Annotated in this window: 25 protein-coding genes and 1 tRNA gene; 18 read left to right on the top strand and 8 right to left on the bottom strand. The window is 35.8% G+C overall.

The features are described from left to right. The first annotated feature begins 109 nt into the window (after nt 1–109). From rmuC to glgA, 4 genes are all read left to right on the top strand, one after another. A complete protein-coding gene (gene rmuC, locus JST55_16205) occupies nt 110–1546 on the top strand; it encodes a DNA recombination protein RmuC (protein MBS1495050.1) in 1437 nt (478 codons plus the stop codon). Between the two features lie 153 nt (nt 1547–1699). Further along, nucleotides 1700–3076, top strand: coding sequence for a tryptophanase (locus JST55_16200; protein ID MBS1495049.1), 1377 nt, complete (start codon nt 1700–1702; stop codon nt 3074–3076). Nucleotides 3077–3217: 141 nt separating this feature from the next. Continuing rightward, nucleotides 3218–3949 carry an esterase family protein gene (locus JST55_16195; GenBank protein ID MBS1495048.1) on the top strand — a complete coding sequence of 244 codons (732 nt, stop codon included), beginning with the start codon at nt 3218–3220 and terminating at the stop codon, nt 3947–3949. Nucleotides 3950–4025: 76 nt separating this feature from the next. Next, nucleotides 4026–5477, top strand: coding sequence for a glycogen synthase GlgA (gene glgA / locus JST55_16190; protein MBS1495047.1), 1452 nt, complete (start codon nt 4026–4028; stop codon nt 5475–5477). Between the two features lie 128 nt (nt 5478–5605). On the opposite strand, the gene JST55_16185 is transcribed toward glgA, so the two are convergent. From JST55_16185 to JST55_16170, 4 genes are all read right to left on the bottom strand, one after another. After that, on the bottom strand, nt 5606–7048 hold the full coding sequence (locus JST55_16185; protein MBS1495046.1) for an MBL fold metallo-hydrolase: 1443 nt from the start codon (nt 7046–7048) through the stop codon (nt 5606–5608). Then, complete coding sequence (locus JST55_16180) at nt 7045–7644, bottom strand: DNA-3-methyladenine glycosylase (protein MBS1495045.1); 600 nt, start codon at nt 7642–7644, stop codon at nt 7045–7047. Before JST55_16180 ends, JST55_16185 begins: the two co-directional genes overlap by 4 nt. A gap of 75 nt (nt 7645–7719) precedes the next feature. After that, complete coding sequence (locus JST55_16175; GenBank protein MBS1495044.1) at nt 7720–8064, bottom strand: FKBP-type peptidyl-prolyl cis-trans isomerase; 345 nt, start codon at nt 8062–8064, stop codon at nt 7720–7722. 28 nt (nt 8065–8092) lie between these two features. Continuing rightward, nucleotides 8093–8497, bottom strand: coding sequence for an FKBP-type peptidyl-prolyl cis-trans isomerase (locus tag JST55_16170; GenBank protein MBS1495043.1), 405 nt, complete (start codon nt 8495–8497; stop codon nt 8093–8095). A gap of 672 nt (nt 8498–9169) precedes the next feature. Between JST55_16170 and JST55_16165 the strand changes: the two genes are divergently transcribed. The 7 genes from JST55_16165 to JST55_16135 all read left to right on the top strand — a co-directional run bounded on the left by JST55_16165 (nt 9170) and on the right by JST55_16135 (nt 16856). Then, complete coding sequence (locus JST55_16165) at nt 9170–9625, top strand: hypothetical protein (GenBank protein MBS1495042.1); 456 nt, start codon at nt 9170–9172, stop codon at nt 9623–9625. 9 nt (nt 9626–9634) lie between these two features. Next, nucleotides 9635–10852, top strand: coding sequence for a transcription termination factor NusA (gene nusA / locus JST55_16160; protein ID MBS1495041.1), 1218 nt, complete (start codon nt 9635–9637; stop codon nt 10850–10852). A gap of 59 nt (nt 10853–10911) precedes the next feature. Continuing rightward, a complete protein-coding gene (gene infB / locus JST55_16155) occupies nt 10912–13941 on the top strand; it encodes a translation initiation factor IF-2 (protein ID MBS1495040.1) in 3030 nt (1009 codons plus the stop codon). 34 nt (nt 13942–13975) lie between these two features. Beyond that, nucleotides 13976–14371, top strand: coding sequence for a 30S ribosome-binding factor RbfA (rbfA, locus tag JST55_16150; GenBank protein ID MBS1495039.1), 396 nt, complete (start codon nt 13976–13978; stop codon nt 14369–14371). A gap of 32 nt (nt 14372–14403) precedes the next feature. Next, the gene (gene truB, locus JST55_16145; GenBank protein MBS1495038.1) at nt 14404–15075 is read left to right on the top strand and encodes a tRNA pseudouridine(55) synthase TruB; all 672 of its coding nucleotides are present in this window, start codon (nt 14404–14406) and stop codon (nt 15073–15075) included. 59 nt (nt 15076–15134) lie between these two features. Then, a tRNA-Ser gene (locus JST55_16140) sits at nt 15135–15219 on the top strand. Between the two features lie 119 nt (nt 15220–15338). Further along, entirely contained in the window at nt 15339–16856 is a 1518-nt protein-coding gene (locus tag JST55_16135) for a DUF2079 domain-containing protein (protein ID MBS1495037.1), read from the top strand. A gap of 1 nt (nt 16857) precedes the next feature. On the opposite strand, the gene JST55_16130 is transcribed toward JST55_16135, so the two are convergent. Both JST55_16130 and JST55_16125 read right to left on the bottom strand, forming a co-directional pair. Beyond that, nucleotides 16858–17844 (bottom strand): cellulase family glycosylhydrolase, encoded by a 987-nt coding sequence (locus JST55_16130; GenBank protein MBS1495036.1) that lies wholly within the window; start codon nt 17842–17844, stop codon nt 16858–16860. Between the two features lie 18 nt (nt 17845–17862). Continuing rightward, entirely contained in the window at nt 17863–18123 is a 261-nt protein-coding gene (locus JST55_16125) for a hypothetical protein (protein MBS1495035.1), read from the bottom strand. A 110-nt stretch (nt 18124–18233) separates the two neighbouring features. Here JST55_16125 and JST55_16120 point away from each other — a divergent pair, with 110 nt between their 5' ends. The 3 genes from JST55_16120 to JST55_16110 are packed head-to-tail and all read left to right on the top strand — an operon-like array spanning nt 18234 to nt 20422. Further along, entirely contained in the window at nt 18234–18899 is a 666-nt protein-coding gene (locus JST55_16120; GenBank protein MBS1495034.1) for a phosphoribosylanthranilate isomerase, read from the top strand. Nucleotides 18900–18908: 9 nt separating this feature from the next. After that, nucleotides 18909–19604 carry a YiiX family permuted papain-like enzyme gene (locus tag JST55_16115; protein ID MBS1495033.1) on the top strand — a complete coding sequence of 232 codons (696 nt, stop codon included), beginning with the start codon at nt 18909–18911 and terminating at the stop codon, nt 19602–19604. 8 nt (nt 19605–19612) lie between these two features. Continuing rightward, complete coding sequence (locus JST55_16110; protein MBS1495032.1) at nt 19613–20422, top strand: PhzF family phenazine biosynthesis protein; 810 nt, start codon at nt 19613–19615, stop codon at nt 20420–20422. On the opposite strand, the gene JST55_16105 is transcribed toward JST55_16110, so the two are convergent. Continuing rightward, nucleotides 20419–20793 carry a hypothetical protein gene (locus JST55_16105; protein ID MBS1495031.1) on the bottom strand — a complete coding sequence of 125 codons (375 nt, stop codon included), beginning with the start codon at nt 20791–20793 and terminating at the stop codon, nt 20419–20421. The genes JST55_16110 and JST55_16105 overlap by 4 nt on opposite strands. Before the next feature lie 76 nt (nt 20794–20869). Here JST55_16105 and JST55_16100 point away from each other — a divergent pair, with 76 nt between their 5' ends. Next, the gene (locus JST55_16100; GenBank protein ID MBS1495030.1) at nt 20870–22393 is read left to right on the top strand and encodes a DUF1800 domain-containing protein; all 1524 of its coding nucleotides are present in this window, start codon (nt 20870–20872) and stop codon (nt 22391–22393) included. Between the two features lie 21 nt (nt 22394–22414). Next, nucleotides 22415–23629: a DUF1501 domain-containing protein gene (locus JST55_16095; protein ID MBS1495029.1), complete on the top strand. Its 1215-nt coding sequence runs from the start codon at nt 22415–22417 to the stop codon at nt 23627–23629. A 162-nt stretch (nt 23630–23791) separates the two neighbouring features. On the opposite strand, the gene JST55_16090 is transcribed toward JST55_16095, so the two are convergent. After that, nucleotides 23792–24037 carry a hypothetical protein gene (locus tag JST55_16090; GenBank protein MBS1495028.1) on the bottom strand — a complete coding sequence of 82 codons (246 nt, stop codon included), beginning with the start codon at nt 24035–24037 and terminating at the stop codon, nt 23792–23794. Nucleotides 24038–24175: 138 nt separating this feature from the next. Here JST55_16090 and JST55_16085 point away from each other — a divergent pair, with 138 nt between their 5' ends. Next, on the top strand, nt 24176–24970 hold the full coding sequence (locus JST55_16085) for a LysE family transporter (protein MBS1495027.1): 795 nt from the start codon (nt 24176–24178) through the stop codon (nt 24968–24970). Nucleotides 24971–24992: 22 nt separating this feature from the next. Beyond that, complete coding sequence (locus JST55_16080) at nt 24993–26456, top strand: hypothetical protein (protein ID MBS1495026.1); 1464 nt, start codon at nt 24993–24995, stop codon at nt 26454–26456. Nucleotides 26457–26578: the final 122 nt, after the last annotated feature.

The raw sequence follows: 26578 nt of genomic DNA, 5'->3' as shown, positions 1-26578 counted from the left end.
AATCACACAGATGGAAATAGTCTTAATAATACTGATAGCAATTGTAATAGTATTGCAGATTGTAAGTTTAATGAAATCTTCTAAGGGAGATTCAGGTAACGATGCAGAAATGAAAAATACACTGAGCTACATGAATGAAAATGTAAGCAGAATAGAAGGCTCGGTAAAAGAAGAAATCAGCAGGAACAGGGAAGAGTTTAACAGGTCATCGAAGGAAACAAGAGACGAACTAAACACATCATTCAAGAATTTTTCAGACACTACTATTTCCAGCATGAGAGAAATAACAAACTCTCAGGCAAACTCTTTTGATGTGTTCAGCAAAAATCTAAGAGAGAAATTTGAAGAATTAACATCACAGCAAAGAGCGGTAAGAGATGAGTTAAATGTATCGTTCAAGAATTTCTCAGATACGACAATATCAAGCATGAGGGAAATAACAAATTCGCAGTCAAACTCATTCGATGTCTTCAGTAAAAACATACGAGAGAAATTTGAAGAGCTGACTTTACAGCAAAAGCAATTATCGGAAACGACTGAGAAGCGACTTGAAAAAATGCGAGAGACAGTTGAAGGAAAACTGAAATCAATACAGGAAGATAACGCATCCCAGCTTGAAAGAATGAGAGTTACTGTCGATGAAAAATTACAATCCACATTGGAAAAACGTCTGGGTGAATCATTCAAAATTGTAAGTGAGAGACTTGAGCTTGTACATTCGGGACTCGGTGAAATGAGAAATCTTGCAACCGGAGTAGGGGACTTGAAAAAAGTTTTATCCAATGTAAAAACGCGTGGAGTCTTTGGTGAGTATCAGCTTGAAAATATCCTTGAACAGTTATTAACTCCTGACCAGTACGGAAAAAATGTTAAGACAAAAACCGGTAGCAATGACAGCGTTGAGTTTGCAATTAAAATGCCTGGCAAAGACAATAACTCAGGTGTGCTATGGCTGCCGATAGATGCAAAATTCCCAACAGAAGTTTATCAGGCACTTAATACAGCTTATGATTCAGGTGATATCACAGCTATTGAAGCAGCTCAGAAAGATCTGGCTTCCAATGTAAAGAAGAATGCAAAGTATATAAACGATAAATATATTGATCCGCCGAATACGACTGACTTCGGAATTATGTTCCTGCCATTTGAAAGTTTATACGCTGAGGTTTTGAGAATCCCGGGACTGTTTGAACAAATCCAGCGAGAGTGTAAAATCACTATTACGGGTCCTACTACGATTTCTGCTTTATTGAACAGTCTGCAAATGGGATTCAAGACACTTGCAATCGGTAAACGTTCAAGCGAAGTCTGGGACTTGCTCAGCTCAGTAAAAACCGAATTCGGTACCTATGCAACGTTAATTGAGAAGACAAAGAAGAAGCTTACTGAAGCAACAAATGAACTGGACAGAGTTGGAACCCGCTCGCGTTCGATTGAAAGAAAGCTCAGAGATGTGCATGAGCTGCCATCTGAAGATCCGTTAAAATTAATTAGTGGAAGCATTGATTTTGATGAAGAGCAAAAAGATGATGAAGATGTTGCGTAGTTATTAGTTGTCAGTTATTAGTTGTCAGAAACATAAGAGTTCAGTTGCTTTTTTACCGGCAACTATTAACTGAAAACCGGCAACTAATTATGAGCTAAATCATATTTCACCTGCGGTAATTTCATTATTTTTGAATATAAATAATTCGAAATAATGAAAACCATAATTGAACCATTCAAAATAAAATCCGTAGAAAAAATCCATTTTACTACAAAAGAAGAACGCGAAGTTATTTTAAAAGAAGCGTACTTCAATCCATTTCTAATAAAAGCCGATGATGTAATTATAGATTTGCTTACCGATAGCGGAACCTCAGCAATGAGCTCGCTTCAGTGGGCAGGAATAATGGACGGCGATGAATCATACGCAGGCTCAAAAAGTTATTACAGATTCAAAGATACTGTTAAGAAAATCTTCGGGTTCGACTACGTAATTCCTGTTCACCAGGGAAGAGCTGCGGAGAGAATTTTGTTTTCCATATTGCTCGATGACCACTCAAAGAAAAAATATATACTGAACAATAATCACTTCGATACGACAAGAGCAAACATTGAATTTAATCTCGGTGAAGCAATTGATTTAAATATTGAAGAGGGAAAACATCCTTCGTTGATTCATCCATTCAAAGGCAATATTGATTTAAAAAAGTTGGAAGAGAAGATTACTGAAGTCGGCGCTGAAAATATTCCGATGGTGATGATAACTATTACGGATAATACCAATGGCGGACAGCCCGTATCGATGGAAAATATCAGAGAGACGAAGAAAATTTGTGTGAAGCACAATATCCCATTCTTCTTGGATGCATGCAGATTTGCAGAGAATGCATATTTTATCCAGCAGAGAGAAGAAGGATATAAAGATAAATCAATTGAAGAAATAGTTGAAGAAACTTTCTCTTATGCTGACGGCTGTACGATGAGCGCTAAGAAAGATGCCTTTGCAAACATCGGCGGATTTCTTGCAATGAACGATAAATCACTCTATGAAAAATGCAAAAATCTTTTAATCATCACTGAAGGATTCGAAACATACGGCGGACTTGCCGGACGCGACCTTGAAGCAATTGCTCAGGGACTTAAAGAAATTATGGATGAAGATTACTTACATTACCGAATTCGTTCAGTCGAATACATAGGTGAAAAACTTGAAAAGAATGGTATCCCATTTATTAAACCAACCGGAGGACATGCAATTTATCTTGATGCAAAAGATTTCCTGCCTCATATTCCTTCCGATAAATATCCCGGACAGGCACTTGTTTGCGCTTTATACAGAGAAGGCGGAATCCGTGCTGTGGAAATAGGCAGCGTTATGTTCGGCAAATATGATAAAGGAAAATTAATTCCTGCTGATATGGAGCTTGTAAGACTTGCATTCCCGCGCAGAGTTTATACACAAAGTCATTTTGATTATGTTGCTGAAGTCCTTATTGAAATAAGCAAAACTAAAGATAAACTTAAAGGATTGAAGATAACTGAAGAGCCTGAATTCCTGCGGCACTTCACTGCAAAATTTGAAGAATGTTAGTTTAAGAAGGTCAAATTCCCAATGGAGTTTGACCTTTTTCATTACTTTATTTTGTATTATAAAATATCAGTTAATTTTATATATTGAAACCAATTTTCAACCCCACATTTATTCTTAAAATTTTTAAAAAATCTTTACAATATGAGAAGAGAAATTCACAAATGGTTCAGCCCGAACCTTAACAAAGAAATGGATTTAGTTGTTTACGGTGACTTCGGCGATGCGCTTTTGATGTTTCCTACTGCAGCTGCAGATTATTTAGAGTACGAAAGATTTCATCTGATTGAAGCTATTACTCCTCATATTGAAAGCGGAAAGATAAAAGTTTTTTCTATAAACAGCATCAACAACGAAAGCTGGTTGAATGATGAAATGGCTCCGCAGCATAAAGCAACGAGACATCAGCAGTTTAATGAATATGTTTATAACGAAGTTGTTCCTTTTATCATCAATGACAGCAACGGTGAAGTTCCTATCTATACAACAGGCGCATCACTCGGTGCCTTGCATTGCGCAAATATATTTTTCAAGAGACCTGACTTAATTGCAGGTACTATTGCTATGAGCGGCGCATACTCGCTTCGTTCGTACAGTAAGGGTTACTTCGATGATAACTGTTACTTCAATTCTCCCGTTGATTATCTTGCAAATCTTACTGACGAAAGTATTCTCGAACAGATGAGAGATAACAAGAAAATCATAATCGCAACAGGTCAGGGAAATTATGAAGACCCGGATGCTTCCAAAAAACTATCTTCTATACTTGATACAAAACAAATTCCACATACACTTGATTTATGGGGATATGATATGCCGCATGATTGGCCAACGTGGAGAAAGATGCTTCCGTATTTTATTGAAACAAAGCTGTAATACTTTAATTATTTAAAGGCATTTCAGAATTTAAATAGTTAATTCTCTCTAGTTACTCTATTAAAATTTTCTCTGAATGAATGTAGCATTTCTAACGACTGAGTGTTTTCCCTATGTAAAAACAGGGGGACTCGCTGACGTTTCAGGTTCACTTCCGAAAGCTTTGCAAAAGCTGGGCTGCGATATGAAAGTATTTCTGCCTCTTTATGATACTATAAAAACCATCGATAACGGTCTTTATCAGAATGAAGAATTTATAGATACTCCCGTAAAAATCGGTGACGCAACATATACATTCAATTTCTGGGAGGGCAAACTTCCTGATTCAGAAGTAAACGTTTATTTTATAGACTGTCCGCACTTCTTTCATAGGGGAAAACCTTATACAGAAGATAAAGATGAAGATGAGAGATTCATTTTTTTTCAGATAGCCTGTCTTGAATTAATTCAAAGATTAAAATGGTCTCCTGCTATTATCAATTGTAATGACTGGCAGACCGGACTTATACCTGCATACGTCAGATTCAATTATAACTGGGACGAACTTTTCAAGAATACAAAAACAGTTTTATCAATTCATAACATTGGTTATCAGGGAAGATTTGCTCCCTCTACTATTGAGAAAGCAGGTTTAACAAGGGACCACTTTTATCCCGAAGGTCCTTACGAACTTGATAAGGCTTTCAGTTTTTTAAAAGCAGGACTTTGGTTCGCCGATGTTCTTACAACTGTAAGTCCCAACTACGCAAAAGAAATTCAGACAAAGGAATACGGAGCAGGACTTGAAGGCGTTCTTCAATTCAGAAGCAAAGACCTGTACGGAATTCTTAACGGCATCGATACAGATATCTGGAATCCTGAAAAGGATATTTACATACCGCATAACTACTCATTCAATTCACTTGATGAAAAGCACGAGATAAAAAAGCATCTGATAAAAGAAGCGGGCTTTAAATACAAAGAGGACGTTCCTCTCATAGGGTTAATTACAAGACTTACAGGACAAAAAGGTTTAGACTTAATTATGCCTGTGTTTCATGAGCTTATGCAGCTTCCGATTTACATGATGGTGCTGGGAAGCGGTGAGAAAAAATATGAAGACTTCATTGAGCGCGCTGCCGATGCTTATACAGATAATTTTATTGAGTACGTCGGTTACAATAACGAGTTGTCTCATTTAATTACTGCTGCATCTGATATGTTTTTAATGCCTTCGCTTTATGAACCATGCGGCTTGAATCAGATGTATAGTCTGCGTTACGGCGCAGTTCCTATTGTAAGAAAAACAGGTGGACTTGCAGATACAGTTTTTGATTATCATGAGTTCAATCAATCCGGCAACGGATTTTCATTTGAAGATGCAACACCCGAAGCTTTATACTTAACAGTAAAACGAGCAATCGACGTTTACCAGGATAAGGAAGTCTGGGAGCAAATTGTTGTCCGCGGAATGAAATCCGATTTCTCATGGGATAAATCAGCGGAAGAGTATTATAATTTGTATGAACAATTAACAATTAACAATTAGCAATTAACATTTAGCAGTTAACAATTATAAACTATCTTCTTTACTGTTCAGTTTTAACTCATAACTTATAACTCATAACTTATAACTCATAACTCATAACTCATAACTCATAACTCATAACTCATAACTCATAACTCATAACTCATAACTAATAACGATATTTCTATCTCCGTTCCCTTCACAGGTATTTCTACATTCTTGATGTTCAATTCACCAAGCCCTTGCTTTAATGCCTGCTGCTGGTCGAGCTCTCCATGTACTAAATATACCTGCTGCAATTCATTTTTATCAAATTTGCTGAAGTAATCCAAAAGCTCTTTTCTGTCTGCATGAGCAGAGAAGGAATTAAGTACAACTATCTTAGCATTAGTTTTATATTCTTCTCCGAAAATATTTACAGGAACTCCCGGAGTATCTTTTGCTTCAACTAACTTTCTGCCGAGCGTATGCTCTGCCATAAATCCTACTATAAGAATCGTTGCATTTTTATCTTCAATATTATTTGCAAGATGATGCAGCACTCTTCCTGCTTCACACATTCCTGAAGCAGAAATTATCATTGCGCATTCATGCATTGAGTTTAATTTCTTTGAGTCTTCAACTTTAGTTACATACTTTACTGTAGGAAGCTCGAATACATTTGTTCCTTCTGATATTAATTGCTGTATTTCTTTATCGTAACACTCAGGATGGACTTTGAATACACCTGTAGCAGATGATGATAAAGGACTATCAACATAAATAGGGAAGGAAGGAATTTCTTTCCTGCTAATTAATCTTGACATTGAATATAAAATTTCCTGAGTTCTGCCGACGCTGAATGCAGGAACAATTATTTTTCCGCCGCGGCTGACTGCCTCATTTATTACTGCTGCAAGCTGCGATTCCATCTGTGTCGGGTTATCGTGATACTTGCCTCCGTAAGTTGATTCGGAAATTAAGAAATTAACATTTCCCATGAAATCAGGGTCGCGAAGTATTGGAAGATTCGGTCTTCCTAAATCACCCGTGAAAGCAAATTTATATTCTCTTCCTTTTTCTTTTATAGTGAGTACAACTTCAGCGGAACCAAGAATATGCCCTGCATCGATGAACTGAACCTTCATAGAGTCGCCAAGACCTTCGATATAAAAATCCTGATAGTAAGAAGTTGTTTTGAATTTGGAAAGAGTGTTCACAACATCACCTTCTCTGTATAACGGATTGAACGGAGAAAGATTTTTCTTCTTTCTTTTTTTGTTAACGAACTCTGTATCTTTTACCTGAATGTGAGCGCTATCCTGAAGCATAATTGCGCAGAGGTCGCGTGTAGCAGATGTTGCGTAAATGCTTCCGCTGAAACCCTGCCTTACAAGTGAAGGCAGATTTCCCGAGTGGTCAATGTGCGCATGAGATAAAATTACAGCGTGAATATCCTGTGCATCGAATAAAAAGTTTTTATTTACTTCGTAAGCTTCTTCTCTTTTACCCTGGTACAATCCGCAGTCAAGAAGAATTTTTTTGCCGTTTATCTGGAGTAGGTGCTGTGAGCCGGTAACGGTACGGGCTGCTCCGCAGAATCTTATTTTCATTTATTAAATTTATGCTTCGTTACAAATTTATTTCCTTTGATAAAAAATCTGTGTTCGATTTCTTCGCTGACGGATAATCCGATTCGCTTTGAAATACCTGTTTTAAAATCGGCAGGTGATTCGTCATAAGCAATGAATAAGTCTTCACCGTCAACTCGTGCTCCGTAAAAATCTTTATTGATGTTCAGAGCCATGCAGAGTTTTCCGGGACCGTTAGTTACATCATGTTCATTGGTAATGTTTTTTCTGTTCCTGAGCATTTCTTCTATTCCCTCTAAAGGCTCGACTGCGCGGATGAGAACTCCCTCGCCATGTCCTTTTACGTTTGTCACAACGTTAACGCAGAAATAATTTCCGTAAATAAAGTAAACATAAAAATGTCCGCCGGCTTCATACATAGCTTTATTGCGTTCGGTTATTCTCCCGAATGAATGTGAAGCGGGGTCATCATTTAGATATGCTTCAACTTCAACGATACGTGTGACTAAAAATTTATCATTGAGTTTACGTACTAGAAGTTTTCCCAATAGAAATGGAGCAACTTCAAGAGCGCTTCTCTGAAAATTTTTTATAGGAATTTTTTTGAACTGACTCATTAAACCACCCCTAACCCCTCTCCCGCTAAAGCGGGACGTTCCGCTTGCTAAGAAGAGGAACATATTGGAAAATTATTATACACCTAATAATTCTACTTCGAAAAGTATTGTAGCGTTCGGAGGAATGACTCCGCCTGCACCGCGGGAACCGTAAGCTAAGTCCGGTGGAATAACTAATTTTCTTTTGCCGCCGACTTTCATGCTCATTACGCCTTCATCCCAGCCTGCGATAACTTGTCCTGCTCCGATAACAAACTGGAACGGTTCGTTTCTATCAACTGAGCTGTCGAATTTTTTGCCGTCCTCAAAGGTCCCTGTGTAATGAACTGTAACGACTTTGCCTTTTGTTGGTGATGCGCCTGTGCCTTCTACAAGGTCAGTATATTTTAGTCCTGATGCTGTTGTTACTTCTTCTGCCATAATTTTATATTAAGATTTTATTTATAGTTTATTTTACTTCCAACAATTCTACATCGAAAATTGTTACTGCGTTAGGCGGGATAATATCTCCTGCCCCGTCTGAACCCCAGCCGAGATTTGGCGGGATAACAAGTTTTCTTCTGCCGCCGACTTTCATAGTTGAAATGCCTTCATCAAATCCTGCAATCATTTCACCTGAACCGATTGTAAAAGTTAAAGGCTGCTTTTTTTCGATTGAGCTGTCAAAAACTCTTCCGTCGGGAAACGTGCCTGTATAATGAACGGATACTGTTTTACCTTTTGAAGGTGCGGCTCCTGTACCTTCTTTAATATCAGTGTATTTAAGTCCTGAAGCAGTTGTGATTTCTTTACCGGTTTTGCTGCATCCGGCAATTAAAATAAGGGAAAATATTAGTATTATTAGTTTATTCATTCTTGGTTTTTGAAATCATTTTAATGTCACATTATTGTCACATTCTTTAATTTTGAACTAAAAATGGAGAAATTAAACTTTGTAAAATAGTCGTAAAAAAGTCGCATTATTGTTGCATTCTTTTAATAAAAGCAAATTTTGTTATTAAAGTCGGGAAATAGTCGGGTTTTGTTCTTTTGAAAATACTAAAGTCACATTATTGTTACATTTTTGGGGGCGCGCCTCCGTTCCGGCGGAGTCGGAACGGGCAATGCATCTTGTGAATTGAAGAATTCAATTCACAAAATGCACTTGAGTCCCGCTGGAAGCGGGACAGGCGCGCCCCCTGATTGCTAATTTAATCTTTGCAATTTTGATGAATTTTTGACGGATTCTTTAATTTTAATTAATTTTCTCACTTTTCATTATTTCACTGTCTCACAATATGAGATAGTAACATTTTTGACACATTTTATGTTAAAGAGTGCAGGAAGTTATCACACCACTTCAAAATAATCAAAATTTTTTTAAGTCCAAAAGTGTTTTAACCTATTAGTAGTAATAGGTTTATGCAATTTTGCAGATATTGAAATTAATTTTTAATTTCACTATATTTATTACTTACAAAGTTTAGATGATTATAATTTATTGAGTGGGTCACAAGAACCCACTTTTTTTTTATACAAATTTTTTATGATAAACGACATAATTGAGAACTTCTTTAAAGACTCCGACTTCAAAGTTATTGAACTGGTGAGAAAAGGTGATAAGGACAACAAGATTCTTGAAATATACATCGACAGAACAGAAAACTTTTCAATAGATGAGATTGCCGCGATTACGAGAGGAATAAACAAAGAGTTTGACGAGAATTACAAAGAAAACGATATTGCCAAAATATCAGTTTCCTCACCCGGAGCAGATAAGCCGTATAAATATTTCTGGCAGATGGTTAAGCACAAAGGGCGTCCGATGGAAGTTACTTTGAACGATAACACTCAGGTAACAGGAAAGCTTGTTGAGCTGAATCCCGAAAATGAAACGTTTGAGCTTGAAGTAAGAGATGAGAAGAAAAAAAATCTATTAAGAAATATACAATATTCATTCAAAGATATTTCAGAAATTAAAGCAAAATTACTTTTTAAATAATTAACAAAAATGAGAAGTCTGATAGTTGATGCCTTTACACAAATGGCAAAAGAAAAAAATATCGATAGAGATATTCTTGCTTCGGTAATAAAAGATTCCTTCGTAAAAATGATGGAAAAGAAGTACGGGCTGGAAGCGAACTTCGAAGTTATCGTGAACATGGAAAAAGGCGATATCGAAATTTTTCTTTACAAGACAGTAGTTGAAGAGGTTATGGATCCTGCAAAGGAAATTGATGTTGAATCCGCAAAAGCAAAATCAGGTGAAGATTTTGAAATTGATGACGACTTTGTTGAAGAAATCCCGATTGAGGATTTCGGAAGAAGAAACGTTATCAACTTAAAACAAAATCTTAACCAGAAGATAAGAGAAATAGAAAAAGAAATTACATTTAATTATTATAAAGATTTAGTCGGTGAAATAGTCGTTGGTGAAATTTATCAGTTAAAACCGAAATCAATTTTATTGATTCACAACGGCAACGAAGTGATTTTCCCAAAGAACGAACAGATTGCAAAAGAAAGATACAAAAAAGGCGATACTATAAGAGCTATAATTAAGAGCGTTGAAAAAAGACAATCAGGACCTCCTGTTGTAATTGCTTCAAGAGCAGATGAGCAGTTCCTTTACAAATTATTTGAGCTTGAAATCCCTGAAATTTACGACGGTATAATTGAAGTAAAAGGTATTGCAAGATTTGCAGGTGAAAGAGCAAAGATTGCAGTTACATCTAACGATGACAGAATTGATGCAGTTGGCGCTTGCGTTGGTATGAAAGGTATCAGAATTCACTCAATAGTAAGAGAGCTTAACAATGAAAACATCGACGTTATAAATTATTCGGAAGACCCTTCGACATTTATTTCAAGAGCATTAGCTCCGGCAAAGCTTCTCGATATCGATATCGATAACGAAAATAAAGTTGCAAAGATTTATTCTGAAGAAGATCAGATAAGATTAATCATTGGTAAAGAAGGTCAGAATATTAAGCTGGCTTCAAAATTAACAGGCTTCCAGATAGATGTTGACAGATTACAAAACGAAGAAAAAGATGAAGATGCAGAGGACAATGAAGATGAAGATATTGAGTCAGTAGAAACACCAGAGGAAGAAACAGAAGAAACAACAGAAACAGAAGAAGTAAAATCTGAAGAAGCAGTTACAGAAGAAGCTTCTGCAGATGAAGATAAAAAAGAAGAAGCCGTGAACGAATCAGAAGACAAGTAACGGATAAAAGTTGTACCAGCAAAGAAATACTAAACAGAATTTTATAATTATTTTATTTAATGCCCGAACCAAAAGCAAAAAAAGAAAAAGTAATTTCCTTAGTAAAGAAGATTAACATATCCAAAGAAGATCTCATTGGATTTCTCGGTACTATTGGAGTTGAAGCATCGATTAATACATCGCTTGAACCTGATACAGTGGCAAAGGTGTATGCAAAATTCAGAAAAGAAGTTGAGAAAGAAGAACAGCGCGTAAACAAGACAGTATCGTTCGAGGAAAAATTCCATGTAGGTATTTCCGAAGCAAAGGAAAAAATGGAAAAAGATGAAGAGGATAAACGACTTAAAGAAGAAGAAGAAAGGATACGAAAGAATATTGAGGAAGAGCTGAGACAAAAAGAAGCCGAGAGACAAAGACAGGAACTGAAGGCTCATCTTGAAAGAGAGAAGGCTATTGAAGAAGCTAAGGAAAGAAAGAAACGCGAGAAGGAAGAAAAGAAATCAAAAGCGGAAAGTACTGAGCCTGTTGAAAAGCAGCCGGTTGTAACCGAAGCCCCCGTAAAGGATAAAAATTTATTCAAAGAAAAAGAAGAGAAACCGGCAGAAGAAACTGCTATTCCGGTTTCATCTGTATTAAAAGACAAGTTTAAGCTTGATAAGCCGATAACGGAGATATTAAAAACAACAGAGAAGAAGCACGAAGAAAAGCCAAAGCCTCCGTTTGAAAAGAAGCCGTTTGATAAAAGCAAACCGCCGTTTGAAAGAAAGCCGTTCGATAAGAACAAACCTCCTTTCGAAAGAAAGCCGTTCGATAAGAACAAGCCGCCTTTTGAAAGAAAACCGTTTGATAAGAACAGACCACCGTTTGACAGGAACAGAACAGGCGCACCTGGTGCAGGTCCGAATAAAGATAACAAATTCCAGAAAGTTTCAATCAGTGATTTAAAGGATAAGAGAAAAAATTTCTCAAAGCCTGCTGACGGCGCTCCTGCAAAACCGGGAGATGCATCATTAACAAGAAAAGTATTTACACCGAGAACTGACGGCGGAATAAGCAAGCCTAAGTTTGAAGATGAAAAACGTAAGAGAGATAAAGAACGCGATAAGAAAAAATTTGAAGCTGAACAGGAAAGAAAAAGAAAGTTACGTTTAGAAAAAGGTCACAGAGCAAAAGATATAAGCCAGAAAGAAATTGATGAGGCAATCAGAGATACATTTGCCAAAATAGGTGAAGATGCAGGTCCTTCTTCCAGAAGTGTTGCAAGAAAGAGAAAGAAGAAAGAAAGAGAAATTGAAGAGAAGAAAATTCAGGAGCATGCAGAGGCAAATAAAAATGTAATCAAGGTTACGGAGTTTATATCCACTGCTGAGCTTGCGAACTTAATGAATCTTGAAGTTAATGAGTTAATAAAAGCTTCATTCAAGCTTGGTATGATGGTTTCCATCAATCAGCGTCTTGAAAAAGATTTGATACTTCTACTTGCAGAAGATTTTGGATATAAAATTGAATTCCAGTCAGAGTACGAAGAGGAAGTTCTTGAAGAAGTTCAGGATACACCTGAATCTCTCAAGCCGCGTTCACCTGTTGTTACAATCATGGGTCACGTTGACCATGGTAAAACATCATTGCTTGACTACATAAGAAAAGCAAACGTTGTAGCCGGTGAAGCAGGCGGAATTACGCAGCATATCGGTGCATACAAAGTTACACTTGAATCAGGAAAAGAAATTGCATTCTTAGATACTCCGGGTCACGAAGCGTTCACAGCGATGAGAGCCCGCGGCGGACAGGCAGCAGATATCGTAGTGCTTGTAGTTGCAGCAGATGACAGCGTTATGCCGCAGACTGTTGAAGCTATCAACCACGCATTGGCAGCTAACGTACCGATTGTTATTGCTATCAATAAAGTTGATAAGCCTGAATCAAATCCTGACAGAATAAAACAGCAGTTAGCAGATAAAAATATTTTAGTTGAAGACTGGGGCGGTAAGTATCAGTCAGTAGAAATTTCAGCTAAGCACGGACAGAATGTAGATAAGCTTCTTGAAAAAATTCTTTTAGAAGCAGAACTTCTTGACTTAAAAGCTAACCCTGATAGAAATGCAAGAGCAGTTGTGCTTGAAGCAAAACTTGATAAGGGTAAAGGTCCTGTTGCAACAGTACTTGTACAAAAAGGAACATTGAAAGTCGGTGATATATTTATTGCAGGTGTATTCAGCGGTAAAGTGAAGGCGATGTTTGATGAAAGAGAAAGAAAACTTGAGTTTGCAGGTCCATCAACTCCGGCACAGGTGCTTGGTTTTGACGGAGTGCCTCAGGCGGGCGATGTATTCGCAGTGCTTGATACTGAAAGAGAAGCAAAAGAAATCTCAACAAAGCGTCAGCAGTTGAAACGCGAACAGGATTTCAGACAGGTCAAGTTTATTACACTCGACGATATTTCGAAACAGATCTCAGAGGGTAAGCAGGTTGAGCTTAAGATCATTCTTAAAGCTGACTTTGACGGTTCTGCTGAAGCTATTGCAGACTCATTACAAAAGCTTACAACATCAGAAGCAAAAGTTACAGTTATTCATAAAGCAATCGGACAGATTTCAGAATCAGACGTATTGCTTGCAGAAGCATCAAGCGCAATTATAATCGGATTTAATGTAAGACCAAATCTCAATGCAAGAAAGCTTGCTGAGAAGAGCAGCGTTGATATCAGATTATACAACATCATTTATCAGGCTATCGAAGAAGTTAAGATGGCACTTGAAGGACTTCTTGAACCTGAGAAATCAGAAGAAGTTACTTGTACAGTTGAAGTTCGTGATGTATTCAAGGTGCCTAAAGTCGGAAACATCGCAGGATGTTTTGTACAGGACGGCAAAATCACAAGAAACACTAAGATTCGTTTATTAAGAGAAGGATTGGTTATTTTTGACGGTAACATTGCATCACTTAAGAGAATTAAAGATGACGTAAGAGAAGTAGATGCAGGTTATGAGTGCGGTATCGGACTTGAAAACTTCAACGATATAAAAGTCGGTGACGTTATAGAAGGATACAAAATTGTAGAAACAAAACGTAAGCTTACAACAGCTTAAGCATAAAGGTAACATTAAAAAGGTTATTTGAATTATGTCAATACGAACAGAAAAAGTTGCTGAAGAAATAAAGCATAAATTGAATGTTGCAATGTCACCCGATTTACAGGAATTAAATCTGGGGCTTGTAACAATATCAAAAGTAATTGTCTCTCCGGATTTGAAAATTGCCAAGACATACTTAAGTTTTCTTGGCAATAAACTCCCTATAAAGGAATGCCTGAAATTAATTACAGAGAGGAAACCTCACATAAGGTTTCTTCTCGGTAAGCAATTGACATTCAGATATACTCCTGACTTGTTATTCTTCCATGATGATACGATTGAATACGCAGACCACATAGAGAAAATACTTAAAAGCATAAAGAAACCTGATACAGAAACTCCTAATTCGGAAATTTCTGATACAGAAAATTCTGAAACTGAATAACACCCTTCATTTTTTAATTCCATATTATTTTAATGTCAGAACTTTTAGACCAGGATAATGTTTACCTTGCTGATAAGCCATTAGATAGAACGAGCTTTGATATCGTTGCGACATTCAAGAGGGCATTTAATCTGAAGAAGATAGGGCATTCAGGTACTTTAGACCCAAGAGCGACAGGATTATTGATACTTTGTTCCGGTAAAAAGACAAAGCTGATAAACGATTTTATTGATTACGATAAAGAGTATAACGGGATTATAAGAATAGGCGCAACGACTCCGACTTTTGATACAGAATCTGAAGAAGAAAATATAGTAAGCACACAAAGTGTTTCCGATGATATGATTGAGAAAGCGAAGGAGAAATTCTCAGGTGATATTGAGCAGATTCCTCCGATGCACTCAGCGGTTAAACATAAAGGAAAACCGTTGTATAAACTTGCGCGAAAAGGTGAAGTGATTGAGAGAAAAGTTCGTAATGTGAATATAAGCGAGCTGCATTTGAAAAGACTTTCAGACACCGAACTTTTTTTTAATGTCAGCTGCAGTAAAGGCACTTACATAAGAACACTTGCAGATGATATAGGAAGAGAGCTTGGAGTAGGTGGTTACTTAAAAACTTTGCAGAGAACACGAATAGGCAAGTATAAGCTTGAAGATTTTAAAGACGAAGTAAAAGGTGTGAAATATAAAAAGCTTTCTTAAAAAAGTGATTAAAAATTCCCCTGAATTTATATTCAGAATTTGTTAATTTGTACATTCTTAGAGAGATGGCTGAGTGGTTGAAAGCGGCGGTCTTGAAAACCGTTGATGCTTCGGTATCCGGGGGTTCGAATCCCTCTCTCTCTGCAAACAAAATCCCGTTGGAGCTTCCTTCGGGATTTTTTTATAACATGTAGTAAAATATTGTTATTGATAAATCTTATCTTTATTTTCGATATTGTCTGAATACCCATCCGAAAATTTTAATGACAGAATTTACACCCAATCAAAAAAATACAGCAATTGCGTGGTTATTTCTTTTATTGCCGCTTGGCTGGATTTTTGGTCTTCATCCAAATGATGCTGCAAGGACTATTTGCGGAATAATCCTGATTTTGTTACTCATTCCTAAAACAAGAGAGTTTTTTAAAAAACCTCTTGCACTCAGTAATTTCCAGAAAAACCTCTTGCTGATTTTTATTGTATTGTATCCATTGGTTATTTCTGTTCAGCATTTATTGAGGATGTATCTTGGAGGAGAGGGAATTAACGTTGCATATTTTACAAACGTACTGAATAATTTTCCGCAAAATAAATCCTTACTTCTAACTCTTAATAAGGATGTCCCATATAATCATTTGCTGCATCACTTCAGCCCAATTTTTTATCTGCCTGCAGCTCTAACTTTGCTTGGAATTCCCGGTTACATGTCATTTGTAATTTTTGAGCTGATTATTATTTCATCAGTAATAATTATTTTTCAAAAAATACTTTCACATCTTGGATACTCTTCGACTATAAAATATATTTTTATTGTTCTGCTGTTATGCAATTATTCAATAAGGCATTCTTTTAACTGGAGTATTGAAGATGAGTTCTTTGCGCTGCCGTTTATTATGGTGGCATATTATTATTTCCTTAAGAAAAAACCGTGGCTGATTTTGCTATCGCTTTTAATTTCTTGCACAGTAAAAGAAAGTATATTCCTTTTCTCTTCTGCCTTCTGCCTGATGATTGTGCTAATGAATTTCAGGGATAAGACGGAATTTAAAAAGTATAATACTCTTTTTATTTCACTGGGAATTATGTCGTTAGTTTGTTTTGCTCTGTATATCTTTGGGCAGCCATTTTTCCTGGGTAAAACATATGACCATTTATCAAAGGCAGGAAGTGTAAATAGTCTTTTCGATTTTAATACAATCAAAGAAAAATTTTTATATCTGGTTTTTCTTCTGCTTCCGTTTTTGTTTTTTCCTTTGTTTTATAAGAAAGGTTGGATTTTAAATATACCGGTACTTCCATTCTTGTTTTTATCTATGGTGTCCAGCATTCCGAACCTTTACAATACAATGGATTATTACTCGGTAATTCCTTCAACAATATTTGCAATAACCACTGTAATAAATTTAAAAGAATTTAATATAAAATTTACCAATGAAGTAAGCAGGGGATTAGCAATAATTTTAATTTGTATTGCTTTTTTCTTAAGCGGATGGAAGCCGGCTAAAATAATTTATTCTGCCTTTGATGAAAAATTTGTAACGGAAAAGAATTTTGAAAGGTTAAATCATTCTTATGTAGTTGCTTCAAGTGAATCACTTGTTCCTTTGTTGATAGGGTTTAAAGAGGTTAAAACATTTGAAAAAGAAAATCTGAAAAATATGACTTTTGATTATCTGGTTATAAGAGAAAAAGAGAAAGAGCAATTGCCTGATGATTATAATTCTTTTTTAAAAAAAGATGAAAATCTTTCAACTAATGAGTTAATAGTTTTTCATAAATAGTTTATTTCCTGTCATTCCCAAATCCGTATCCATGCCCGTCAATTGATTTTCCCTGAGCTTCAAATGACCAAAGCATGTACCCGCTTACGCCTTCATTAAAATATTTTATACGGTCATGCTTAATCAGGTTTTTTCTGAAGTTACCATTATAACTCTTATAGCCGATTTCTCCTATGTAAATCTGCTTGTTCAGGCTGTTTGCCGTCTCAATGTTTTTCTTTATGTAATGTCTCCAAAGCCACCTTACGCTCAAGGGACTGGAAATAATTTTGTTAAAATTTTCCAAACAAAAATAATCCCACAAGCTTCTTATCCATACATTAGGTTTATTTAGTGCATTAAAAATTTTGGCAATATGCGGTTTTCCTTTAAAGTAAAAATGAATTTCAATTCTATCTAATAACGTTGAATCGTAACTGTAATCATGTATCGAAATTATATCGAGTCCTTTTATTGAATAAAGCTTTTCAAATAAAGAAGAATTGAACCGTGAGAAATGGTTTCCTAATTTATCGCCTATACCGCCGATTGTTCCAATTGAAATTAAGTGATTTGTATTCACTGCCTTAATTTTCTGAGTTACATCCGATACAAAATTGTAAATGTAGTCAAATTTTTTCGCAGCAGGTTCGTTTATCAATTCCCAGATTAATATCTCTTCATTCTTTTTAAATTTTTCAATAAGATTCAATATATAGGGCAGATAAACTTTTTTATATCCGCCTGTAAACCAGTCAGAATTTATTTCAAACTTCTGATTGTAATTCCACCGGTCTGCAAGTACGGAGATGAGTTTTAATTCATATTTCTTCGCACAGTTTATTATAAACTGAAGTTTTTCATCAGTAGTGGGATAAAAGCACCAGAACCTTACGGTATCAAATCCGTATGCTTTAGCATCGCGCAGCATGAGCTCGGTTGTTGAGTCATCAACTCCTGCAAGCTCATACATATTGCATCCGAAAAACTTTAAAGATTTTGTGTTCAACTCTAATTTAATTTTAACTTAAGAATTTTCAAATCTCTCGCACTCTACTTCAAGTATTGATATTTCTTTGTTTTTAATGAAGTTTAATATTTCTTTGAAACATTTTTCTGAATAATCAGAGTCTTTAAAATGTAATTTAAATCGCCATTTATCGGTAATGAAAATTATTGTATAAATTTGATAATTTGATCTTGTATCTTTATAGAATCCTATGATATTTTCTAAATTAATACAATTGAAAATATCAATAGTTTTTTCAGAAATTTTTAGAATTTTCATTTTATCCCATTTTTTATTATCTAATAGATTTTAAAATACATATAATATTTTTTATTTATGATTTAAATTAATTCTTACAATTTGCATATCGCTATTCATAATTTTATAGAATGAAATATCTTCCAAGAGTAAAAATATGCTGCATAAAAAACATTGAAGAAGCGAAGAATGCAATTGCTTACGGAGCTTCTGCTATTGGATTAGTCGGCAGAATGCCCAGTGGTCCGGGACCAATAACCGATGAAGAAATAAAAACTATTGCAGCATCTACTCCGCCGCCGATAGCGACTTTTCTTTTAACTTGTGAAACATCTGTTGATAAAATTGTTGAACATCACAGCAGAGTTAATACAAACACTATCCAGATAGTTGATGCATTATCTGAGGGGAGCTATAAAGAACTTAAAGAAAAACTGCCTGCTATAAAAATTGTTCAGGTAATACATGTGATTGATGAAAGCTCGGTTGATGAAGCTGTGAGAATCTCTGAGCAGGTTGACGGTTTACTATTAGATAGCGGTAATCCAAACAAAACTGTGAAAGAACTCGGCGGAACGGGAAGGCAGCACGACTGGAAATTAAGCAGAAAGATTGTTGAGCAATCCAAAGTGCCATTGTTTCTTGCCGGAGGATTGAAACCTTCAAATGTTAGACAGGCAATTGAAGAAGTGCAGCCGTTCGGAGTTGACCTATGCAGCGGACTAAGACCTAACGGTCACCTTGATTTAAAATTACTGGAAGAATTTATGAATGAAGTAAATAAAGCGGGAAAATAAAAATAGAAGTTGAAACCTAATCGTATAATATCAATAGCTTTTGTTGTGGCTGCCGTGATTTTCCTTGGATATTTTGCCAAGAGGAAATTTTATGATTCATACGCAAAGGTAAGACAGGCAGATAAAGAGATTGCCGAGCTTGTAAAAAAAGATGATATAAAAAACGGAGATATAATTTTTCAGAGTTCAATTTCTGCGCAATGCGAAGCAATAAGACTGGCAACTCATTCCGAATACACTCATTGCGGAATAATTTTTAAAAACGGAAATGATATAAATGTTTATGAAGCAGTTCAGCCGGTTAAGGTAACTCCTTTGGATAAATGGATTGCACGAGGGCAGGAAGGGCATTTTGTGATTAAGAGGTTAACCGATAGAGATAAAATTCTGAATGAAAGTGTAGTAACAAATATGATTAGTGAAGCTGAATTAATGAAGGGAAAAGATTACGATATTTATTTCGGATGGTCGGATGAAAAAATTTACTGTTCAGAATTAATCTGGAAAATTTATAAAAGAGCGGCAAATATAGAGGTAGGCAAGCTTCAGATACTTCGTGATTTTGATCTAACAAGCAAGCCGGTAAAGAAAATTATGGATGAAAGATATGGATTAAATGTTCCTTACGAGGAAACAGTTATTTCTCCTGCAAGTATTTTTGATTGCACCCTGCTGACAACTGTATATTCAAACAAGAAAAAATAAATTTCAAAATGAAAATAAAAACATATTTAGTTGATTCATTTACAGACGAGGCATTCAAAGGAAATCCTGCCGGTGTTTGTTTATTGGATAAAAAAATTCCTGAGTCTTTAATGCAAAATATTGCTATGGAAATTAACGCTGCAGAAACTGCTTTTGTTGTAAAAGATGAATCAGGTGAAAATAAATATTTTATAAGATATTACTCGCCTCAGGTTGAAATTCCATTTTGCGGTCATGCTACTGTTGCCTCGGCGAAAGTTTTGTTTGAAAAAAGTAATTTAGATAAAGTCGAGTTTACAACTCATCACGGATTGAAGCTCTCAGCTGCTAAACATGAAGATAAACTTAGAATGGTATTTCCGTTGTTCAAAACTACAAATTTCATCTCTGATAAAATTTCTGAATCACTTGGAATAAAAACGTATGAGGATTCAAGATATTGCAAAGATAATCAGGACTTAGTAGTGCGGGTAAGGGATAAAGAAACTTTGCTGAGCATCAGTCCCGATTTTGGAAAATTAAAAGCAGCTTCGGCAGAATTCAGAGGTGTGTGTGTAACTGCTCCATCTAAAGATGATGGTTACGATTTTTATTCGCGCTTCTTTGCGCCTGCCGTTGGAATAAACGAAGATCCAGTTACCGGCTCAGCACACTCAGTGCTTGCAAAATACTGGAGTGAGATACTCGATAAGAAAGAGTTATCTGCATATCAGCTATCAAAACGCGGCGGATATTTAAAATTAAAAATCCTGAGTGATGATTCGCTTGAAGTAATCAGTAACGCTAAGATTACTATTGAGGGAGAGCTTAGCTGTTAATTTGCATCGACGATAATTACCTGCCAGAAACCCACGGCTTTCACATCTAAATAATATTTTCCTGAATTTTTTATCTCGGTAACTTTGTTGCCGGGATAAGATTCAAACAGGTCATTCACTGCAACTTCACATCGCTTGCCGGTATTATCTTTCAGGTCAAGCTCCATCTGACTTCCTTCGTAGCTTATACAGAATTTCTTATCACCTTTTTCAAGATCAACTTCGACTGTTTTATCTTTTACTCCATAAACGTTTTGCTTCTTTGGTTCAATTTTTCTGCTTAAGGGTTTGTATTGCAGAAAAAGAAATAGCAGGAGGGCGCTGCCAAGAAGGAAACAAACAAATATAATATTATTTTTTCTTGTAAGCATATTTAAATTTACCGAAATTCTTTTGAAAGTAAACGCGATTTTTTTGTATTAAACTTATTGTAAAAAAAAATGTCTTATGATTAAATTGGTGAAAATGACTCCAACACAGCAGAGAAAAATACAACATTTATATCACAGGGCAGGGTTCGGAATAAGTATTTCTGAATTAAATAAAATTCAGAACAATTCAATCAAGGTAATTGTAAACAATATTTTTTCTTCTTCAAAGAATTATACTGACCTATCTATAGATTACGGTGAATACGCAGGAAGTTACAAAATGAAGAAAGAAGCGAGGGAGAATCTTACACAGGAAGAGAAGAAAAAAATTCAGAAAGCATTCCGCGAAGATATTGTAAAGATTAATGTTAAATGGATAAATAAACTTGCAACTGATAATGCACAGCTCAGGGAGAAGATGACATTATTCTGGCACGGACATTTTGCATGTAAGAGTCCCGTCCCGATGTTTAATCAGAATCAGAATAATACGCTAAGAAAATTTGCATTGGGGAAGTTTGGTGATTTGTTAATGGCTGTATCAAAAGATCCTGCAATGCTGCAGTTTCTGAACAATCAGCAGAACAGGAAGAAGAGCCCGAATGAAAATTTTGCCAGGGAAGTAATGGAGCTGTTTACACTTGGGAGAGGAAATTATACAGAGGAAGATATAAAAAATTCAGCCAGGGCATTTACAGGCTGGGGATTTAATGAAGAAGGGGAGTTTGTATTCCGAGATAAGCAGCATGACGACGGCGAGAAAAATTTCATGGGAAAGACCGGAAATTTTTCGGGTGAAGATGTAATAAAAATAATTCTTGAGAATAAAAAAACGGCAGAGTTCATAACCAATAAGATTTATAGATTTTTTGTAAATGAGAACGACACAGATAAAGAAGTTGTGAAAAAGTTAGCAGGTGAATTTTATGATTCAGGCTATGACATAGAAAAACTTATGAAAAACATTTTCACATCTGACTGGTTTTACGATGAAAGAAATATAGGAGCGAAGATAAAATCCCCCACGGAATTGATTTCGGGTATGATGAGAGTTTTTAATGTAAAATTCGAAAACGATTTACCGATTGTGTTTATGGAAAAGTCTATGGGCCAGATGTTACTGAACCCGCCTAATGTGGCGGGCTGGCCCGGGGGGAAGAACTGGATTGATACATCGTCGCTGATGTTCAGAATGAAACTGCCGGAAGTGCTGTTCAAATCATCTGAGCTGGAGTTTTCGTACAAAGACACTCCCGACGAGGATAATATGAAAGAAGTTAACATGAAAGAAGATAACATGAAAGATGACGAGATGAACATGCAGAAACAAAAGAAAAATAAGAATGACAGTGCTAACAGAGAGAAGAAATTTTTTAAAAAGGTAAAGACGAACATAAATCTTAACGATTATTTTACGACATTTGGTAAATATGATAAGGAGGAACTGGTTGGTTATCTTTCAGAATTTGTTTTACAAAAAGATATAAACACGAATACAAAGAAGCTTGCTTTAACTTACTCCGATATTTCATCCAAAGAAAATTTTATTGAAAGTCTTATAATGAGGCTGATGTCATTGCCTGAATATCAACTTTGTTAAAAATAATTAACCCCACACAATATGGCTAAAGTAACAAGAAGAGATTTTTTCAAGTTTTCCGCGCTGGCATCGGCATCTATGATGATTCCAAGTTTCATCAAGCCGCTGCAGGCAAAGGAAATCACCGAGAAATTTTTAGCAAGCGGTGCGAAGAAGCTTGTGATAGTTCAGCTCTCCGGCGGGAATGACGGACTGAATACAGTTATTCCATTTAAGAATGATATATACTACAGCTCAAGAAATTCTATAGCTATACAGGAAAAAGATGTGTTGAAGATAACGGATGAGCTGGGATTTAATCCTGCAATGCCAAAGTTCAAGTCGTTATACGAGAGTGGATACTTATCGATAATAAATAATGTAGGCTATCCTAATCCGGACCGTTCGCATTTTAGGAGCATGGATATATGGCAGAGTGCATCAGATTCGGATAAATATACTACATCAGGATGGATAGGAAGATATTTGGATTCTGAATGCCCCGACTGCAAAAATCCTTACAACGCAATCGAAGTTAATGATACTCTCAGTCTCGCACTGAAAGGGGAGAAGTATAACGGAATAGCGGTTGAGAATCCTGAAAGATTTTTTATGAGCACCTCTGAAAAATATTTCGGAGACATTGCGAATGCAAATAAAAATAAACATGACGATGAGAACGTAGCTTATCTTTATAAAACTATTGTTGAGGCAACAAGCAGCGCAGAATATGTTTATAAGACTTCAAAGATTTATAAATCAAAATTAGAATATCCCAAAGGACAATTTTCATCTAACTTAAAAACTATTGCAGAGCTCATTGTATCGGGAATAGATACACAGGTATTTTATGTTTCACTCGGTGGATTTGATACTCACGTCGGACAAAACGGCAAGCAGGAAAATTTATTAAAGGAATTATCTGAAGGAATTTATTCTTTCACGGAAGATCTGAAAGGCAACGATAAACTCAACGACGTATTTATTATGACTTTCTCTGAGTTTGGCAGAAGAGTAAAGCAAAATGCCAGCGGAGGAACTGACCACGGAACGGCGAATAATATTTTTGTTATAAACGGAAATTTAAAGAAACCCGGATTTTATAATACAGCGCCTGACTTAACAAACTTAGATAATGGCGACCTGAAATACGAAATTGACTTCAGAAATATTTATGCTGAGGTATTGAACAAATGGCTTAATGTGAATGATAAGAAAATTCTGGGAGGAAACTTTAAACAGCTGAACTTAATATAATTTTAACAGACACTTTACATCAACAAAATCCTTTCTATATAAATTAAACCAATTTTAAACACACAATCTTTAGTTCCCCTTTCCTTATAAAACCGGTTGAGGAAAGGGGAAGATTACCAAAATCAATTTAAAGTTACGAGTTTCAAATTACGAATTACGAGTTTAAGAAGTGTTGTAGTACTTACTCTTCTTGTTCGACTCAAGAATATTTATATAAAGCTTTACCATTTCTGAAAATCTTTTCTTTTCAACTTCCTTAATAAACTCTTCATTATCTTTCGTGAAATTTTTTTCAGTTATACTTTCTATTGCATGCCGTGAGGTATTGCTTAACACTCTTGAGCTTTGAACTCCAAGATTAAGAGTAAATGCCAGCAGTAATATTAATATGAATTTTCTAATTATCATCAATAATAATATATAAAAAGCTTTTATATTAAAAAGTGATGATTTTAGTATTATAACGATGTACTATTGATACTGTTTTCATTGAATATCTACGTATCAATTGGTAACTTGAGACCTGTAAAATAAAATACATATTTTTTGATACTAAGCTTACTTGCCGGAATAGTTACGGGTTTTATAATATCGGTGCCGCCTTTGGGTCCTACTTACTTCGCAATACTTTCACGGGGACTTAAAAAAGATGTGAGAGGTGCAGTTGCAATTGGCGCCGGCGCAGGCTTTATGGATATGTTCTATATCTTAATCGCTTACGGCGGAGTTACAATCCTTCTAAATATTCTTCCTGCTTCAGTAGATAAATTTTTCATAGATAATCAGAAGATCTTTAGTGTAGCTCTTACACTTTTGGGATGCGCAGTTGTTATTATTTACGGAGTAAAAATAATGAAGACGAAGAGCGTAGATATTGCGGGAGCAATGGAAGGCGGCTCTTCAGAAGAAATCGAAGAAAGAAGAAAAATCGCTGAAGAAAGAATGCATAAGACTGAGCACGGTCTTAATAAAATCCTTCATTCGAAAAAACTCGAAGAGGAAAGACAAGGTCCTGTTGCTGATTTTTTTGCGGGAGTTTTATTATGTCTTTCATCAGTAACATTGCCTGCTTCATGGTTTGCAATCGTTGGTTATCTGAAAGGTTACGGAGTAATAAATGATTCATTCATCTCGGGATTTTTACTGGCAATTGGAGTATTGGCCGGAACGACGCTTTGGTTCTATCTGCTCGGAAAATTTGTTTCTACAAATTCACACAAAATAAAACCCTCAACACTAAATAAATTAAATCTGTTCACAGGGATTTTTTTAATATTTCTTGGTGTTCTATTACTTTACAAGGCAGTTGATTTTATGTTCTTCCATAAAATTAATATCTAACCTAAAATAACACTAAATTTAATTGGTAAAAGAAGTTTGCTCATATTGCCAGACACCTGTCAAGAATGCAGAAGAACTGTTTTTCTGCCCTTCCTGCAATTCGCCCTATCATAAAGATTGCTGGAAAGAAAATAACGGCTGCGCTGTTTACGGCTGTAATCATAAGGCGGTGAACTCATATGAAACGGGAATAAGGGAAACACTTGTAGAGGTAGAGTATTTAATAAATCAGAATAAATTTTCGGAGGCTTTAACAATTGCGAGACGATACTTAAGAACGGATGACTCAAGCACTGAGCTTAAGGTTTTATACAACAAAGCTGTATCGCTCATCAACAATAAGCATAAGCTGCTTGAGGGCGGAGATAATGCAATGTTCGATAAAGATTTTAAAACAGCAGAAGTCTTTTACAGGAACTCGCTGCAGTACTGTGATGAAAATGAAAAAAATGTTATAAACACTAAGCTAGAAATACTCAGCCAGAAAATCCCTGAGCAGAGAAGAGCAGCCGTTGTGCGAAGGTCATTGATTACATTTTTAGTTGTGATGATAATGGGAGTGTGCGGCTTTGCATTCTATTATTTTTATTTTCTGGAAGAAGACAGGGCATATGCAGATATAGAAAAAACGGAATCGTTCAATGATATCCGTTCTATGGAGCTTGGTATTGAGCGTTACGAAAAGTTTGTTCAGAAATACAGGGACGGGCATTTGTATGATAAGGCAGTAGAGAAAATAAATTTATTGTCATATGCGCTTGCTACAAAAATTTTAGATACGGACTGGCGTAATGCGTTAAAGTACTACGGCAAAATTACTTTGGTTAAGGATTCGAAATCAGTTGAGGACTTGTATAAAAATATCTATGATAACGCTGAGAGTGAACTGGATAGCAAGATAGCATTATCAAAAAAGCTGAATTCAGAAGGGAAGTTTTCAGATGCAAAGGAAGAACTTGATAATTCTTTGAAACTAATTGATTATTTTCCGGGAGATACTTTTATGAAGGAATTTAATCTGGTGAAGGATAACATAGGTATTTTAAATAAGAAGATTTCTTTTCTTGCCAAGTTAAAAAGCATTGATAAGGAAATTGATGAGACGATGGATAAACTGAAATACTCGGGCGGTACCGGCAGTAAGACTCAGACTGACTTATTCGGAATAATAAACGAAATGGTTAAGCCGGATTTGTATTCGATTAAGACCATAAATCCCGAAAAGATAATTGTTATAAAAATCAATGACGGAAAGAAATATAAAAACGGCGAACTTGTAAATTTTTATTGTGTTGACAAGGGATATATTAGCGTTGGAGAGGCAGGGGAGGAGTTTTCTGCGCCGTATTATGAGCAGGTCAGCAGCAGTTCAAACAGCGATTCGGGCTTTCCGTCTGACAAGGAAACTATGATGCAAAGACTGCGATATTTGAAATCTCAGAAAGAAAAAGCGGATAGTGTGCTGAATCTGAAGTTAAAATCCTGAAATTAGACTTGCATTTAAGAAGTAAGTAGAGTAAAATTAATAAAATACGCTTCCTTTCTCTTACTTAATAAAAACAGCATTAAATACAAAGATTTGTATTGATTAATTTTCAGATTCTTCCT

It is taken from the genome of Bacteroidota bacterium (assembly GCA_018266835.1).
Lineage (GTDB): Bacteria > Bacteroidota > Ignavibacteria > Tepidaquicellales > Tepidaquicellaceae > JAFDZO01.
The sequence above is the reverse complement of the archived record's forward strand: the minus strand, read 5'-3'. Positions and strand labels throughout refer to the sequence as shown.

What these genes read in the sequence shown, in the direction of transcription:
- JST55_16105 (MBS1495031.1), bottom strand. Translation starts at nt 20,793, where the DNA reads ATGCTTACAAGAAAAAATAATATTATATTTGTTTGTTTCCTTCTTGGC.
- nusA (MBS1495041.1), top strand. Translation starts at nt 9,635, where the DNA reads ATGAGAAGTCTGATAGTTGATGCCTTTACACAAATGGCAAAAGAAAAA.
- glgA (MBS1495047.1), top strand. Translation starts at nt 4,026, where the DNA reads ATGAATGTAGCATTTCTAACGACTGAGTGTTTTCCCTATGTAAAAACA.
- rmuC (MBS1495050.1), top strand. Translation starts at nt 110, where the DNA reads ATGAAAAATACACTGAGCTACATGAATGAAAATGTAAGCAGAATAGAA.
- JST55_16175 (MBS1495044.1), bottom strand. Translation starts at nt 8,064, where the DNA reads ATGGCAGAAGAAGTAACAACAGCATCAGGACTAAAATATACTGACCTT.
- JST55_16180 (MBS1495045.1), bottom strand. Translation starts at nt 7,644, where the DNA reads ATGAGTCAGTTCAAAAAAATTCCTATAAAAAATTTTCAGAGAAGCGCT.
- truB (MBS1495038.1), top strand. Translation starts at nt 14,404, where the DNA reads ATGTCAGAACTTTTAGACCAGGATAATGTTTACCTTGCTGATAAGCCA.
- JST55_16170 (MBS1495043.1), bottom strand. Translation starts at nt 8,497, where the DNA reads ATGAATAAACTAATAATACTAATATTTTCCCTTATTTTAATTGCCGGA.
- JST55_16100 (MBS1495030.1), top strand. Translation starts at nt 20,870, where the DNA reads ATGATTAAATTGGTGAAAATGACTCCAACACAGCAGAGAAAAATACAA.
- JST55_16200 (MBS1495049.1), top strand. Translation starts at nt 1,700, where the DNA reads ATGAAAACCATAATTGAACCATTCAAAATAAAATCCGTAGAAAAAATC.
- JST55_16185 (MBS1495046.1), bottom strand. Translation starts at nt 7,048, where the DNA reads ATGAAAATAAGATTCTGCGGAGCAGCCCGTACCGTTACCGGCTCACAG.
- JST55_16090 (MBS1495028.1), bottom strand. Translation starts at nt 24,037, where the DNA reads ATGATAATTAGAAAATTCATATTAATATTACTGCTGGCATTTACTCTT.
- JST55_16195 (MBS1495048.1), top strand. Translation starts at nt 3,218, where the DNA reads ATGAGAAGAGAAATTCACAAATGGTTCAGCCCGAACCTTAACAAAGAA.
- JST55_16165 (MBS1495042.1), top strand. Translation starts at nt 9,170, where the DNA reads ATGATAAACGACATAATTGAGAACTTCTTTAAAGACTCCGACTTCAAA.
- infB (MBS1495040.1), top strand. Translation starts at nt 10,912, where the DNA reads ATGCCCGAACCAAAAGCAAAAAAAGAAAAAGTAATTTCCTTAGTAAAG.
- JST55_16110 (MBS1495032.1), top strand. Translation starts at nt 19,613, where the DNA reads ATGAAAATAAAAACATATTTAGTTGATTCATTTACAGACGAGGCATTC.
- rbfA (MBS1495039.1), top strand. Translation starts at nt 13,976, where the DNA reads ATGTCAATACGAACAGAAAAAGTTGCTGAAGAAATAAAGCATAAATTG.
- JST55_16120 (MBS1495034.1), top strand. Translation starts at nt 18,234, where the DNA reads ATGAAATATCTTCCAAGAGTAAAAATATGCTGCATAAAAAACATTGAA.
- JST55_16125 (MBS1495035.1), bottom strand. Translation starts at nt 18,123, where the DNA reads ATGAAAATTCTAAAAATTTCTGAAAAAACTATTGATATTTTCAATTGT.
- JST55_16135 (MBS1495037.1), top strand. Translation starts at nt 15,339, where the DNA reads ATGACAGAATTTACACCCAATCAAAAAAATACAGCAATTGCGTGGTTA.
- JST55_16095 (MBS1495029.1), top strand. Translation starts at nt 22,415, where the DNA reads ATGGCTAAAGTAACAAGAAGAGATTTTTTCAAGTTTTCCGCGCTGGCA.